The organism is Paraburkholderia aspalathi, assembly GCF_905220735.1.
GTDB classification, from domain to species: Bacteria; Pseudomonadota; Gammaproteobacteria; order Burkholderiales; family Burkholderiaceae; genus Paraburkholderia; species Paraburkholderia aspalathi.
Map to the genome: position 1 here is coordinate 412,934 of NZ_CAJNBA010000002.1, position 15,146 is coordinate 428,079.

The following is a 15,146-nucleotide window of genomic DNA, read 5'->3' on the forward strand; positions in this document are numbered from 1 at the left end:
GATTGCTTCTCCAACAGGTTGTGCAAGACGCGAGGTCACGCTTCCAATGGGCGTCTCGCGTTCAAGCCCACTTGCACAGCCGTGAATTTCTTTCACACTTAGGGGCTTGTATGACTAACGCAGTTACCGTCGCAAAGGAAGAGGCGTATGTAGTTCCGTTCGAGCAGTTGCGGATGACCGATGTGGAGATTGTCGGCGGCAAGAATGCGTCGCTTGGCGAGATGATCAGTCAGCTCGCCGAAGCAGGCGTGCGCGTGCCGACTGGCTTCGCCACTACGGCGCTGGCTTTCCGTGACTTCCTGCATCACAACAATCTGACCGAACGCATCGCCAAACGTCTCGAAACGCTCGACGTCGACGACGTGAAAGCGCTCGCCGAAGCGGGCAAGGAGATCCGTCAATGGATCGTCGACGCCCCGATGCAGCCGCGTCTCGAAGCGGATATCCGCGCAGGCTTCGACACCCTGCAAAACAGCTCGCCTGAAGAGTTGTCGTTTGCCGTGCGTTCGTCGGCAACGGCAGAAGACTTGCCGGACGCATCGTTCGCGGGTCAACAGGAAAGCTATCTCAACGTGGTCGGCATCGACGAGGTGCTCGATCGCATGAAGCACGTGTTCGCGTCGCTGTACAACGACCGTGCCATCTCCTATCGCGTCCACAAGGGCTTCACCCACGCTGAAGTCGCGTTGTCGGCTGGTGTGCAGCGCATGGTGCGTTCGGACGTCGGCGCGGCGGGCGTGATGTTCACGCTGGACACGGAATCGGGCTTCAAGGACGCAGTCTTCATCACGTCGAGCTACGGCCTGGGTGAAACGGTCGTGCAGGGCGCCGTGAATCCGGACGAGTTCTACGTCTTCAAGACCACGCTCGCACAAGGCAAGTACCCGATCATCCGCCGCTCGATCGGCTCGAAGCTGATCAAGATGGAATTCACCAAGGCGGGCGAAGAAGGCCGCGTGAAGACCGTCGACGTCGCGCACGAGCAGCGCAACCGTTTCTCGATCACCGACGAAGACGTGATCGAGCTCGCGAAATACGCCGTCATCATTGAAAAGCACTACGAGCGTCCGATGGACATCGAGTGGGGCAAGGACGGCCGCGACGGCAAGATCTTCATCCTGCAGGCGCGCCCGGAAACGGTGAAGAGCCAGGCAGCGGGCAAGGCCGAGCAACGCTTCAAGCTGAAGGGCCAATCGAACGTGCTGACTACCGGCCGCGCAATCGGCCAGAAGATCGGTGCGGGTCCGGTGCGTGTGATTCACGATCCGTCGGAAATGGACCGTGTGCAGCCGGGCGACGTGCTGGTGGCCGACATGACCGACCCCAACTGGGAACCGGTGATGAAGCGCGCCTCCGCAATCGTCACGAACCGTGGCGGCCGTACCTGCCACGCGGCAATTATCGCGCGTGAACTGGGCGTGCCCGCGGTGGTCGGCTGCGGCGACGCGACCGACGTGCTGAAGGACGGCGCGCTGGTGACCGTGTCCTGCGCGGAAGGCGACGAAGGCAAGATCTACGACGGTCTGCTCGAAACCGAAATCACCGAAGTGCAGCGCGGCGAATTGCCGTCGATTCCGGTGAAGATCATGATGAACGTCGGCAACCCGCAACTGGCTTTCGACTTCTCGCAACTGCCGAACGCAGGCGTGGGTCTCGCGCGGCTCGAGTTCATCATCAACAACAACATCGGCGTTCACCCGAAGGCGATTCTCGAGTACCCGAACATCGATCAGGACCTGAAGAAGGCCGTGGAAAGTGTGGCACGTGGCCATGCATCGCCGCGCGCGTTCTACGTCGACAAGCTGACCGAAGGCATCGCAACGATCGCAGCGGCGTTCTATCCGAAGCCCGTGATCGTGCGTCTGTCGGACTTCAAGTCGAACGAGTACAAGAAGCTGATCGGCGGTTCGCGTTACGAGCCGGACGAAGAAAACCCGATGCTGGGCTTCCGTGGCGCGTCGCGCTACATCGCTGACGACTTCGCCGAAGCGTTCCAGATGGAATGCATCGCGCTGAAGAAGGTGCGTGAAGAGATGGGCCTCGACAACGTCGAGATCATGGTGCCGTTCGTGCGTACGCTGAAGCAGGCGGAACGCGTGGTCGGGCTGCTGGAGAAGTTCGGCCTGAAGCGCGGTGAAAAGGGCTTGCGCCTGATCATGATGTGCGAAGTGCCGTCGAACGCGATTCTCGCCGAAGAATTCCTGCAATTCTTCGACGGCTTCTCGATCGGTTCGAACGACCTGACGCAGCTCACGCTCGGCCTCGACCGCGACTCCGGCATGGAACTGCTGGCAGTCGATTTCGACGAACGCGATCCGGCCGTCAAGTTCCTGTTGAAGCGCGCGATCGATACGTGTCTGCGACTGAACAAGTATGTCGGCATCTGCGGCCAGGGTCCTTCGGATCATCCGGACTTTGCGCAATGGCTGACCGACGAAGGCATCAAGTCGATCTCGCTGAACCCGGACTCGATCGTCGAGACGTGGCAGCAACTGGCGAAATCGATGGTGAAGTAATCGAGCCCAATAAGCAGTGTGCATAAAGGGTGGTGCGGTATGTCAAAAGCACGTAAAAGCGTGCTGCACCGCCCGGTAATATGCACCTGCTTCGTGCTATAAACACCCCGGTAGATCCGGGGTGTTTTGCTTTGTGGAGATCAACATGGCGCCAGGTGGATTGTTCTGGTGGATCGGGGCAGGTGTGCTGATCGTGCTGGAATTGATCAGCGGCACTTTCTATTTGCTGATGATCGCGTTGGGTTGTGTAGCGGCCGCCATTGCGCACTTGGCGGGCGCCGCTGCCGATGTGCAGTTCGCGGTTGCGGCTGTCGTGGCGCTGGCGGCAGTCCTGGTGCTGAGGCGTTCGCGCTTTGGCCGCAGGACGCGTAAGGAGGCGTCGAAGAACCCGGACGTCAATCTGGACATCGGCCAGACGTTGAACGTGCCGGCGTGGCACGAGCGCCGGGCGCGCGTCAATTACCGCGGGGCTGCATGGGACGTCGAACTGGCCGCGGGCGAGCCCGAAGATGCTCAGCTCTATGAAATCGCCGAGATGCGCGGCAGTTGCCTTGTCGTCGTGGCCAGCCGGCAGACGAAAGCAAGAGCAACCGCGGCCTGAGCGCGCGCCAATGCGCGCACAGCGCCATGCATAACTATTCGAACTACGGACCGGAGGTCAGTCATGGATTCAACCATTGTCGGGGCGGTGCTTCTGCTTATCGTGATCGTGCTGGCGGCGCAGACGCTCAAGATCGTGCCGCAGCAGCATGCGTGGGTGCTGGAGCGGCTCGGCCGCTATCACCGCACGCTGACGCCGGGCCTGAGCTTCGCGTTTCCGTTCGTCGACCGGATTGCGTACAAGCACATCCTCAAGGAAATCCCGCTCGAAGTGCCGAGCCAGGTGTGTATTACGCGCGACAACACGCAATTGCAGGTGGATGGCGTGCTGTATTTCCAGGTCACCGATCCCATGAAGGCGTCGTACGGTTCGAGCAACTTCGTGTTCGCGATTACACAGTTGTCGCAGACCACGCTGCGCTCCGTGATCGGCAAACTCGAACTCGACAAGACGTTTGAAGAGCGCGACTTCATCAACCACAGCATCGTGTCGTCGCTCGATGAAGCGGCGTCGAACTGGGGTGTCAAGGTGCTGCGCTACGAGATCAAGGACCTGACGCCGCCCAAGGAAATTCTTCACGCCATGCAGGCGCAGATCACCGCCGAGCGCGAAAAGCGCGCGCTGATCGCGGCATCCGAAGGGCGTAAGCAGGAACAGATCAATATTGCCTCGGGCGGGCGTGAGGCGTCGATCCAGAAGTCCGAAGGCGAGCGGCAGGCGGCGATCAACCAGGCGCAGGGTCAGGCTGCGGCGATTCTGGCGGTGGCCGAGGCTAACTCCCAGGCGATTCAGAAGATCGCTGCGGCCATCCAGTCGAACGGCGGGATGGAAGCGGTGAACCTCAAGGTGGCCGAGCAATATGTGAATGCATTCGGTAACCTGGCGAAGCAGGGCACCACCTTGATCGTGCCGGGCAACCTGGCGGATATGAGTTCGATGATCGCGTCGGCGCTGACCATTGTGAACAAAGGGAAGGGCGCGGCCTAAGCGCGCTGGTTGACGCTCTTCCTTGCCGAATGAAAATGGCCCGCAAATTTGCGGGCCATTTTTCGTTGAATCGCAGTTTTACGACGGCGAGCGCATCAGGCGCGCCTTCTCGCGTTCCCAGTCGCGCTTCTTCTCGGTTTCGCGCTTGTCGTGCTGCTTCTTACCCTTGGCGAGGCCGATCTCGCATTTGACGCGACCGCCCTTGTAATGAAAGTTCAACGGCACGAGCGTATAACCACGCTGCTCGACCTTGCCGATCAATTTGCTGATTTCCTCGGCGTGCAGCAGCAGCTTGCGCGTGCGCACCGGGTCCGGATTGATGTGGGTCGAGGCTTCGGGCAGCGGGCTGATGTGCGTGCCGATCAGGAACAGTTCGTTATTCTTGATGACCACGTAGCCTTCCTTGATCTGGCCACGGCCGGCGCGCAAGGCTTTGACCTCCCATCCTTCGAGCACGAGCCCCGCTTCGTAGCGTTCTTCGACCGAGTAGTCGTAGAAGGCTTTTCTGTTGTCAATGATGCTCATGAATGGAAAGTGCCCAACTCGTTTAAAATCACGATTTTAGCAAAGCGGGGCAAGGAAAGCCCGCGGCGCTTGTCCACCCTTGCCACGCGCTGTTCAATTTATGGCAGATGTCCAGAAAACCGTGTTGATCCGCCATTCGGCGGAACAGATGTTCGACCTCGTCACCGACGTCGCCGATTACCCCAACTTCCTGCCTTGGTGCGGGGGAGTCGAAATCCGCCGCCAGGACGAAACCGGCATGGAGGCGAAGATCGATATCAACTTCAAGGGCATCAAGCAGCATTTCGCCACGCGCAACAGCATGGAGCGGCCCACGCGCATCGATATGGAGTTCGCGGACGGTCCGTTTCGCAAATTCACCGGCTTCTGGCGTTTCACGCCGCTGCGGGCCGACGCCTGCAAGATCGAATTCGCGTTGCACTACGAATTCACCAACATCATTCTCGAGAAGATCATCGGGCCGGTGTTCAGCCACATTGCCAACACCTTCGTCGAATCGTTCGTGAAGCGCGCCGATCAGCGCTACGGTAAGGCATGAGCGCGCGCTTGTCGATTGAAGTCTGCTACGCGCTTGCTGGTGAGCAGGCGCTGATTACCGTGGACTTGCCGGAAGGCGCCACGCTGCAGCAGGCGATAGAGGCGAGCGGTATCTTGCAGCGTTATCCGCAGATCGATCTGGGCATGCAGAAGGTCGGCGTGTTCGGCAAGCTCAAGCCATTGGATACGGTGCTCGCCGACCACGATCGTGTCGAGATTTACCGGCCGCTGCAGGTGGATCCGAAGCTGTCGCGCCAACGGCGCGTCGAGAAGACCCGCAAGGCGGGCTCGATCGAAGGGCGCCGCTGGCTGAACAAGGACTCGCGCTAGGCTTGTTCTGTAACTGTGGCGGGGCAGCGCCTCGTTCTCAATCGTCTCAATGCACCGAAGGCTGCGCCTTCTCCTCAAGCGACGCCACCCCGGACGTATCGTCGTCCGCATGCTGGCGCACCGACCAGCACACCCCCGCCACCAGCAGCAGGATCGCCGCCGTTTCCAGCGGGCGCGGCGGGCGCCGGTCGTAGATAAACGCGTAGAGCAGCGCGAAAAGCGTCTCGAACACGATCATCTGGCCGGACAGCGTGAGCGGCAGCCGTTTCGACGCGGCATTCCACAGCCCGTTGCCGAGCCACGACGCGCCGACGGCGAGGCCCAGATTCAGCATCCAGAAGGTGTGCCAGCGCTCATCGCCGAGCGGCCCCTGCAGGCTGGCAGACGGCACGACGGCGACCACCAGCCACAATCCCGCGCCGAGCGCGCCGGTGACCACACCCCACAGCACCGACCACTCGTTGCCGCTGAAATGCTTCTGACGCCGCAGATACCGGGCGTTTTCGACCGCGAACCGGGTCCAGCAGGCAAGCGCGCCGACCGCGCAGGCGAGGCCGAGGAGCTTGGTCGCGATACTGACGGGCGTGCTGTCCGCTACCGTGAAGACGTCAATGTTGATGCAGGCGATGCCTGCCACCACCAGCGCAAGCGGCCATGCGAGGCGGGCGAGCGGCACGGCACCGTGATCGCGCCGACCGAGCAGCGTCACCGTGACCGGCAGCACGCCGACGATCAGCGAAGCCGGCGCGATGCCGATCATATGGACCGCGGCGGTCAGCAGCAGGTAGTAGAGCAGATTGCCGGCCAGCGCCAGTTTGACTAGTGCGCCGAGATCCTCGCGAGTCAGGCGTTTGACGAGCGAGCGCCCCATCGGCAGCGCGGCGGCCAGCGAGACGATGCCGTACATCGTGTAGCGGCCGGCGCTCAACAGCAGCGGCGAGAAATCGGGCAGCACGCGCGGCACCAGAAACACCATGCCCCATAAGGCCCCGGCCATTACTCCATATGCCACACCGCGCTGCATCGACTGCCCCTGCAAGAAAACTGGAATGGTCGGCAGAATAGCCGTTCGACGGGCAGGGCGTCTTGTTTGATTCTGCATTTCGGCGGTTTTATCCGGTGTGTTCAGGCGCCTTTTAACGTCCGAACGCTGGCGCGGCGGCACGCAAGTGCGCCGAAATACCCATTCCCGACCCGGGTGCGGCGTCCATGCGCCCGAACGCGCAAACGAAACCGGATCGAACTCGAGGCGAACGTAGAAGCGAAATCGAAGGGTACAAAGTCACGAAAAAAATCCCCTGAAATTCGCTAAGCTGCTGTTAGTGCAGTGAAAACCAGGGAGGTATCGCGTATAATTCGCTTTTGCGCCTATAGGATTTGCCATGCGTCTGATCCAAACAGCACTCACGTTCGATGACGTGCTCCTCGTCCCGGCTTTCTCCGATGTTCTGCCGCGCGACACCAGCCTCAAGACCCGGCTGACCCGCAACATCTCCCTGAATATGCCGCTCGTGTCCGCCGCCATGGACACCGTCACCGAAGCCCGTCTCGCGATCGCGATGGCGCAAATGGGTGGCGTGGGCATCATCCACAAGAATCTCACGCCGGCCGAACAGGCGCGTGAAGTTGCCAAGGTCAAGCGCTTCGAATCGGGCGTCGTGCGCGATCCGATCACCGTGCCGCCGCAAATGAAGGTGCGCGACGTCATTGCGCTGTCGCGCCAGCATGGCATTTCGGGCTTCCCGGTCGTCGAAGGCTCGCAACTGATCGGTATCGTCACGAACCGTGACTTGCGCTTCGAAGAGCGTCTGGACGAGCCGGTGCGCAACATCATGACGCCGCGCGAGCGCCTCGTCACCGTCAAGGAAGGCACGCCGCTCGCCGAAGCCAAGGCGCTGATGCATAGCCACCGCCTCGAGCGCGTGCTGGTCATCAACGACGCATTCGAACTGCGCGGCCTGATGACGGTAAAAGACATCACCAAGCAAACCGAACACCCGGACGCGTGTAAAGACGAACACGGCAAGCTGCGCGCAGGCGCGGCGGTCGGTGTGGGCGAAGACAACGAAGAGCGTGTCGAACTGCTGGTGCAGGCCGGCGTGGACGTGATCGTCGTCGACACGGCGCACGGCCACAGCAAGGGCGTGCTCGAGCGCGTCAAGTGGGTCAAACAGAAATTCCCGCATGTCGAGGTGATCGGCGGCAACATCGCTACCGCTGCTGCAGCCAAGGCGCTCGTCGAATACGGCGCGGATGGCGTGAAGGTCGGTATCGGCCCGGGCTCGATCTGCACGACGCGTATCGTTGCCGGCGTGGGCGTGCCGCAGGTCACCGCGATCTCGAACGTGTCGGAAGCGCTGAAGGGCACGGGCGTGCCGGTCATCGCCGACGGCGGCGTGCGTTTCTCGGGCGACGTCAGCAAGGCGCTGGCCGCCGGTGCGAATTCCGTGATGATGGGCAGCATGTTCGCAGGCACCGAAGAAGCGCCGGGCGACGTGTTCCTGTTCCAGGGCCGTCAGTACAAGTCGTACCGTGGCATGGGTTCGGTCGGCGCGATGAAAGACGGCGCGGCAGACCGCTACTTCCAGGACAACTCCGCGAACATCGACAAGCTGGTGCCGGAAGGTATCGAAGGCCGCGTCGCCTACAAGGGCTCGGTTAACGCGATCCTGTTCCAGCTGATCGGCGGCGTGCGCGCCAGCATGGGGTACTGCGGTTGCCGCACGATCGCGGAGATGAACGACAAGGCCGAGTTCGTGCAGATCACGGGCGCGGGCTTGCGCGAGTCGCACGTGCATGACGTGCAGATCACTAAGGAAGCGCCCAACTACCACGTGGACTAAACGCCAATGAAGCCATTGCTGCGCGCTGTACTCATCCTCGATGCACTGTTGCTGCTTGCGTTCGGCCTGCTGTTTCTGCTGACGCCCTGGACTTCGTTGTACAACGCGCTGCTTCTGGTGCAAACCCAGCCGGCTCTGGTCGGCCAGGGGTTTGGCGTGGCGCTGATCGGGCTCGCGTGGCTTGCTTTGCACGCGTCTATCGACGGTTCGCTCACGTCGACGGTCGCCAAGGTCGTCGGCCATGTGAACTGGCTGACCGGCGTGCTGATGCTGGTCTGGCTGCTCGGGCTGCATACGCCGGCGCTGACCGGCTTCGGGCAGATCATCGCGGTGCTGACCGGTGTGGTGCTGCTGGTGGTTGGCCTCGGTGGTGTGCGCCTGTCCGGCGCGGTGCGGCGGCGTGAGAGGGTGCGGCTGGTTGAAGCCGCTGCTGCTGAGCGCGCCGAAAAGCAGGCCGCGAAAGATGCCGCCAAAGACGCTGCCAACAGGCGCGACGCCGGTCGCGTGGCGGCGGAGCCAGTCTATCGCGCGGAGCCGGTCGTCGAGCCCGTTGTGCCGGTCGCACGGCCCGTCAGTCCAGTTTCGGCTGCGCCGGTCTACCCGGCGGTCGACGAACCGGGTCTGACGGCCTCTGAACGCGCCGCACGCGCCGAAGCTGCAGCCGCGCGCGACGATGCCCGCAACGCCGCTGCCGACGCACCTGGTGCGCCCCGGCCGCCGTTTCATGGCTGACGCGCCCAGCGCCAGAACGCCTGCCGAAGCAACCGGATTCCGTTCGCGCGCACCGCAGGCAAGTGCCTGCGGTGCTGAATGGTCCAGCGCGCTTCACCGCCACGCTTCATGCTCGATCGTCCCCACGTGGACAGCTTTGAATTCAACGCCGCGCTTCTTGCGCGGTATCCCGTATCCGTTCACTTTTGACTCCGTCCGCTGCCATGCATGACAAGATCCTGATCCTCGACTTCGGTTCGCAAGTCACCCAACTGATTGCACGTCGCGTTCGCGAAGCCAACGTGTATTCGGAAATTCATCCGTACGACGTCGATGCGTCGTTCATTCGCGATTTCGCGCCGAAGGGCGTGATCCTCTCCGGCGGCCCGAGCTCGGTCACCGAAACGGATACGCCGCGCGTGCCGCAAGCGGTGTTCGAACTCGGCGTGCCCGTGCTGGGCATCTGCTACGGCATGCAGGCGATGGCCGAGCAGCTCGGCGGCAAGGTCGATATCGGCCACCTGCGTGAGTTCGGCTACGCCGAAGTGCGCGCACGCAACCATACGAGCCTGCTCGAAGGCATCAGCGACTTCACCACGCCGGAAGGTCACGGCATGCTGAAGGTGTGGATGAGCCACGGCGACAAGGTCCTCGAAATGCCGCCGGGCTTCCAGCTGATGGCCTCGACGGACTCGTGCCCGATCGCGGCAATGGCCGACGAAGCACGCCATTTCTACGGCCTGCAATGGCACCCGGAAGTGACGCACACGGTGCAAGGCCGCGCGATGCTCGAACGTTTCGTGCTGCAGATTTGCGGCGCGAATCCCGACTGGGAAATGGGCCATTACATCGACGAAGCCGTCGCGAAGATTCGCGAGCAGGTTGGCAATGAGCATGTGATTCTGGGCTTGTCGGGCGGCGTGGATTCGTCGGTGGCGGCAGCGCTGCTGCATCGCGCGATCGGCGACCAACTTACTTGCGTGTTCGTCGACCACGGCCTCCTGCGTTTGAACGAAGCAGAGCAGGTGATGGCAACGTTCGCTGAGAACCTCGGCGTCAAGGTGATCCACGTCGACGCGAGCGAAGTGTTCCTGTCGAAGCTGGCCGGTGTCACCGATCCGGAAGCGAAGCGCAAGATCATCGGCGCGGAGTTCGTCGAAGTGTTCCAGACCGAAGCCAACAAGCTGACCGACGCGAAGTGGCTCGCCCAAGGCACGATCTATCCGGACGTGATCGAATCGGCCGGCAAGGGCAAGAAGGCGACGCAGACCATCAAGAGCCACCACAATGTGGGCGGCCTGCCGGAGACGCTGAATCTGAAGCTGCTCGAGCCGCTGCGTGAACTGTTCAAGGACGAAGTGCGCGAACTCGGCGTGAAGCTCGGCTTGCCGCCGGCAATGGTGTATCGCCACCCGTTCCCGGGCCCGGGTCTGGGCGTGAGGATTCTCGGCGAAGTGCGCCGCGATTTCGCCGATCTGCTGCGTCGCGCGGACGCGATTTTCATCGAGACGCTGCGTACCTTTATCGACAAGGAAACCGGCAAGTCATGGTACGACCTGACGAGCCAGGCTTTTGCGGTGTTCCTGCCGGTGAAGAGCGTCGGCGTGATGGGTGATGGCCGCACCTACGAATATGTGGTTGCGCTGCGTGCTGTGCAGACGCTGGACTTCATGACCGCGCATTGGGCGCATCTGCCGCACGAGTTGCTGGGGCATGTGTCGAACCGCATCATCAATGAAGTGCGCGGGATTAACCGGGTTGTCTATGACATCTCGGGGAAGCCGCCGGCAACGATCGAGTGGGAATAGAATTCCCGCCAGGAAGCATCATTCGCTAATTGACTGACTATTAAAGCCCTGTTTTTTACAGGGCTTTATATTTTGTTCTGAGTACCATTTTTGGAATTTCCCCATGGAAATTAAAGTCAACTTTCTCGACAAGCTACGTCTTGAAGCCAAGTTCGATGACTTCACGGTCGTGGCCGACCAGCCTATCCGTTATAAGGGCGATGGCTCGGCGCCTGGCCCCTTCGACTATTTTCTGGCCTCATCGGCTTTGTGTGCAGCTTACTTTGTGAAGTTGTACTGCGTAACTCGCAATATTCCTACTGAAAATATCCGTCTGTCGCAGAACAATATTGTTGATCCGGAAAACCGGTACCAGCAGATTTTCAAGATTCAGGTCGAGTTGCCGGCGGACATCTCCGACAAAGACCGCCAGGGTATTTTGCGTTCTATCGACCGTTGTACGGTCAAAAAAGTAGTGCAAGCCGGACCCGAGTTTGTCATTGAAGAGGTAGAGAACCTGGATGCCGATGCACAGGCCTTGCTGACCTTGACTCCGGCTTCTGACGCCAGCACCTATATTGCGGGCAAGGATCTGCCGTTGGAGCAAACCATCGCCAATATGTCGGGCATTCTGGCGGGCTTGGGCATGAAGATTGAAATCGCTTCGTGGCGCAACATCGTTCCCAATGTGTGGTCGCTGCATATCCGCGATGCACACTCGCCGATGTGTTTTACCAACGGCAAGGGAGCGACCAAAGAGAGCGCGTTGGCGTCCGCGTTGGGAGAGTTTATCGAGCGCCTGAATTGCAACCATTTCTATGGCGGGGCGTTTTGGGGCGAAGACATCGCCAACGCGGAGTTTGTGCATTACCCGAACGAGCGGTGGTTCAAGCCCGGCCGTAAGGATGCGCTGCCGGCTGAGATTCTGGATGCGTACTGCCTGGAGATTTACAACCCGGATGGGGAGTTGCGTGGCTCGCATCTGATCGACACCAACTCCGGCAATGTGGAGCGCGGCATCTGTTCGCTGCCGTTCGTGCGGCAGTCGGACGGCGAAGTGGTGTACTTTCCGTCCAACCTGATCGAAAACCTGTACGTCAGCAATGGCATGAGTGCCGGTAATACGCTGGCCGAAGCGCAGGTGCAATGTCTGTCCGAAATTTTCGAGCGGGCGGTGAAGCGCGAAATTCTGGAAGGTGAAATTGCCTTGCCTGATGTGCCGCACGAAGTGCTGGCGAAATACCCTGGCATTCTGGCCGGGATTCAGGGATTGGAAGAGCAGGGCTTTCCGGTGCTGGTAAAGGATGCGTCGCTGGGTGGGACCTACCCGGTGATGTGCGTCACCTTGATGAACCCGCGCACAGGCGGTGTCTTTGCCTCGTTCGGCGCGCACCCAAGCTTCGAGGTGGCGCTGGAACGGAGTCTGACGGAATTGCTGCAGGGGCGTAGCTTTGAAGGCCTGAACGATTTACCTCAGCCCACCTTCGTCAGTAACGCCGTGACTGAACCCAATAACTTCGTTGAGCACTTCATTGATTCCAGCGGCATAGTGTCGTGGCGCTTTTTCAGCGCCAAAGCGGATTTCGAGTTTGTCGAGTGGGATTTTTCTGGTCAGGGTGCAAACTCCAACGCCGACGAAGCAGCAACCTTGTTCGGCATTCTCGAAGACATGGGCAAAGAATCTTATATGGCGGTGTACGACCAGCTGGGTGCTGTTGCCTGCCGGATTCTGGTGCCCGATTATTCGGAAGTTTACCCGGTAGAGGATTTGATCTGGGATAACACAAACAAGGCCCTGTTGTTCCGCGCCGATATTTTGAACGTGCATCGCCTGGACGATGCCGGCCTGGCAGCACTGCTTGAACGGTTGGAGAACAGCGAGCTGGACGAGCACGCCGATATCGCCACTTTGATCGGCATCGAATTTGACGAGAATACGGACTGGGGGCAGCTAACAGTTCTCGAGTTGAAGCTGCTGATTCATCTCGCCTTGCAACAATTTGAGGAAGCGCAAGAACTGGTGGGCGCGTTCCTGCAGTACAACGACAACACGGTCGAGCGCGGATTGTTTTATCAGGCGTTGAATGTGGTGCTGGAGGTGCTGCTCGATGACGACCTGGAACTGGACGACTACGCGGTCAACTTCCGTCGGATGTTTGGCAACGCTCGGATGGACGCAGTAATGGGCTCAGTGGACGGCAGCGTGCGCTTCTATGGATTGACGCCGACGAGCATGAAACTGGAGGGTCTCGATAGGCACCACCGCCTGATCGACAGCTACAAAAAACTGCATAAGGCGCGGGCCAATGTGACGGCTACAGCCAGTTAGGGTTGCGAGTCATGGCTGGATGCGATGATGCCGTTCATCCCCCGGCACAAACGGGCTCCGGTGCAAATCGGAGGAGCCAGTAGGTTCCGCTCGGGTTTTGACGATCGCGAGCAGGCAATGTGAGGTAGCGGTGAATACGCTGCGTTTCGCTCGCGCCCGTAGTTTGCAACAGAGCCCTGCCACGACGGGCAAGAAAGGTAACGCCGGGATCCGCCGCACTGAAGCCTGGATTGTCTGTTGGCACTCGAACGTGTTGACGTCGTCAGGACCTGTCGTGCAGAAATGGTTGGTCTTGCCGAAAAAAAGCCGGCACGAAGCCGGCTTGAAAGGACCTAGCGTCCGAGTGAGCTAGAACCTGAGAGGCCTATACTCTATGCGGAATAGCATAAGAAACGCTTAAGCCCAGAACGACTTGCCCGAAGCCAGAGGCTCGACCAGCGCGCGCCGCGTAGTGCGATCAATGGCCGCAGCTTCGCGAACTCAACATCCGTCGAAATGCACCTGAGCGCAGCAACGACGGATGTTCAGACAACCTGTTAGAAGCGCGTTCTCAAGCCAATTGTTGCTGCTACCTGACTGTTGCTCGACGACGCTGACAAGCCGGTGATGTCTGCGGTGATGCCGGAATTGCCAGCACCGCTGACGTGCTGATAGACACCCTCTAGATAGACATCGGTGCGCCTGGACAATGAGTAATCCGCGCGCAAATTGATTTGATTATATTTTGGGCTGACGCCGCTTACACGTGCATCCGTAAATGTGTAAGACCCGATGAGTGCGAATGCCGGCGTCAAGTTATAGCGTCCATTCACTTCATAGTTCGTAAATCGGGCACTTCCGCCTGTCAGCGCCAGGCCCTTACTCGTACCGGAGGCATACGCGCCAATGCCTGTCGCTGCAGACAGTTTCGTCTGCGTGATCACGACCCCCGCCACTGCAGGACCGAAAGCATAGCTTAGACCGCCGCCGAAGACGCGCTGGTTGCCCGCGCTAAACGTCGCGTCGTCGGAAACCGCACCCGTCGAAAATGTCGAACCCGAGTTGTTCAGTTGAAGATAGCCGACTGCTGCATTCAACGGTCCCCAGTTATACGACGCGCCAATGCTGTACGCGCGATTAGACGCGAATCCGCCTGCCTGATTGGAGAAACCGTACAGACCGCCGAACTTGAAGCCACCGTAGTTGACGCTTTGATACTTGACGGAATTGCTGACCCGGAACGAGTTGTCCAAGTTGTCGTTGTCGTACGGGTGGGCGAAATGCGTGCCGCCATACTGTGTGCCGGTCAACGAAAGTGGGCCAAGATAATCGACCACGGAATCGTACTGACGACCGGCGGTCAGCGCACCATACGATTCGCTAGACAGACCGACGAACGCCTGGCGTCCAAACATGCGACCGCCTTGACCGAGCGAGCCGCTTTGAATGCTAAACCCGTTTTCCAATGTGAAGATGGCTTTCAGTCCACCGCCAAGATCCTCTGCGCCACGCAGTCCCCAACGGCTACCGTTCGTGTCGCCGCTGGTCGCCTGGAAGTTTTTCTGGCCGTGCTGATTGTTGGTATAGGTCAGACCTGCATCGATCAAACCGTATAGTGTGACGCTGCTTTGCGCATGGGCAGCGCTTGCCGCAAGGCACAACGTACTAACTGCAAACAACGACTTCTTTTTCATTCAGGTTCTCCGAAGCGAAATAGATGTTCGAAAGGCTCAACTTCCTTGAGATGAAGCCCACGGCATATTAATCGTCGGAATGGATGCGGTTCTCGTCCGCTACACCAATTCAGAATTGCTGGTTCTCTTGTGCATGTGGCTATACCCGAGAGCCCGTAAGGAATAAGGGCACAAAATTCGTGACCCGAGGATAAGGTATCTGAAAAGCTATGGGACGCTCTTCGTTGTGTGCTCGCAACGTGTTCTCTTCGATCGCGCGCTATGCGCGCTGCAATCTCCTCCATTGAGTTAGCAGGACTACGCTTCG

At 60.0% G+C, this 15,146-nt stretch carries 12 protein-coding genes; 9 read left to right on the forward strand and 3 right to left on the reverse strand.

All coding sequences use genetic code 11. The features are described from left to right. Positions 1 to 110 precede the first annotated feature (110 nt). From ppsA to KHO30_RS12660, 3 genes are all read left to right on the forward strand, one after another. Complete coding sequence (gene ppsA, locus KHO30_RS12650; RefSeq protein ID WP_211701189.1) at positions 111 to 2,516, forward strand: phosphoenolpyruvate synthase; 2,406 nt, start codon at positions 111 to 113, stop codon at positions 2,514 to 2,516. A 145-nt stretch (positions 2,517 to 2,661) separates the two neighbouring features. Beyond that, positions 2,662 to 3,117, forward strand: coding sequence for an NfeD family protein (locus KHO30_RS12655; protein ID WP_211701190.1), 456 nt, complete (start codon positions 2,662 to 2,664; stop codon positions 3,115 to 3,117). 63 nt (positions 3,118 to 3,180) lie between these two features. Next, the gene (locus tag KHO30_RS12660) at positions 3,181 to 4,104 is read left to right on the forward strand and encodes an SPFH domain-containing protein (RefSeq protein WP_093633322.1); all 924 of its coding nucleotides are present in this window, start codon (positions 3,181 to 3,183) and stop codon (positions 4,102 to 4,104) included. Positions 4,105 to 4,182: 78 nt separating this feature from the next. Here the strand turns inward: KHO30_RS12660 and smpB are convergent, their stop codons facing one another. Continuing rightward, positions 4,183 to 4,629, reverse strand: a complete 447-nt coding sequence (gene smpB, locus KHO30_RS12665; protein WP_054035193.1) for an SsrA-binding protein SmpB — start codon at positions 4,627 to 4,629, stop codon at positions 4,183 to 4,185. A gap of 100 nt (positions 4,630 to 4,729) precedes the next feature. Here smpB and KHO30_RS12670 point away from each other — a divergent pair, with 100 nt between their 5' ends. Beyond that, positions 4,730 to 5,167, forward strand: a complete 438-nt coding sequence (locus tag KHO30_RS12670; protein WP_028199353.1) for a type II toxin-antitoxin system RatA family toxin — start codon at positions 4,730 to 4,732, stop codon at positions 5,165 to 5,167. Next, positions 5,164 to 5,496: an RnfH family protein gene (locus KHO30_RS12675; RefSeq protein ID WP_211701191.1), complete on the forward strand. Its 333-nt coding sequence runs from the start codon at positions 5,164 to 5,166 to the stop codon at positions 5,494 to 5,496. Before KHO30_RS12670 ends, KHO30_RS12675 begins: the two co-directional genes overlap by 4 nt. A 46-nt stretch (positions 5,497 to 5,542) precedes the next feature. Here the strand turns inward: KHO30_RS12675 and KHO30_RS12680 are convergent, their stop codons facing one another. Next, positions 5,543 to 6,520 carry a DMT family transporter gene (locus tag KHO30_RS12680; RefSeq protein WP_211701192.1) on the reverse strand — a complete coding sequence of 326 codons (978 nt, stop codon included), beginning with the start codon at positions 6,518 to 6,520 and terminating at the stop codon, positions 5,543 to 5,545. Between the two features lie 358 nt (positions 6,521 to 6,878). Here KHO30_RS12680 and guaB point away from each other — a divergent pair, with 358 nt between their 5' ends. From guaB to KHO30_RS12700, 4 genes are all read left to right on the forward strand, one after another. After that, positions 6,879 to 8,339 (forward strand): IMP dehydrogenase, encoded by a 1,461-nt coding sequence (guaB, locus tag KHO30_RS12685; RefSeq protein WP_054035195.1) that lies wholly within the window; start codon positions 6,879 to 6,881, stop codon positions 8,337 to 8,339. 6 nt (positions 8,340 to 8,345) lie between these two features. Continuing rightward, positions 8,346 to 9,071, forward strand: coding sequence for a hypothetical protein (locus KHO30_RS12690; protein WP_211701193.1), 726 nt, complete (start codon positions 8,346 to 8,348; stop codon positions 9,069 to 9,071). Positions 9,072 to 9,274: 203 nt separating this feature from the next. Then, complete coding sequence (guaA, locus tag KHO30_RS12695; RefSeq protein ID WP_093633319.1) at positions 9,275 to 10,858, forward strand: glutamine-hydrolyzing GMP synthase; 1,584 nt, start codon at positions 9,275 to 9,277, stop codon at positions 10,856 to 10,858. A 103-nt stretch (positions 10,859 to 10,961) separates the two neighbouring features. Next, on the forward strand, positions 10,962 to 13,166 hold the full coding sequence (locus KHO30_RS12700) for an OsmC domain/YcaO domain-containing protein (RefSeq protein WP_093633318.1): 2,205 nt from the start codon (positions 10,962 to 10,964) through the stop codon (positions 13,164 to 13,166). A gap of 536 nt (positions 13,167 to 13,702) precedes the next feature. Here the strand turns inward: KHO30_RS12700 and KHO30_RS12705 are convergent. Then, on the reverse strand, positions 13,703 to 14,839 hold the full coding sequence (locus tag KHO30_RS12705; RefSeq protein WP_211701194.1) for a porin: 1,137 nt from the start codon (positions 14,837 to 14,839) through the stop codon (positions 13,703 to 13,705). Positions 14,840 to 15,146: the final 307 nt, after the last annotated feature.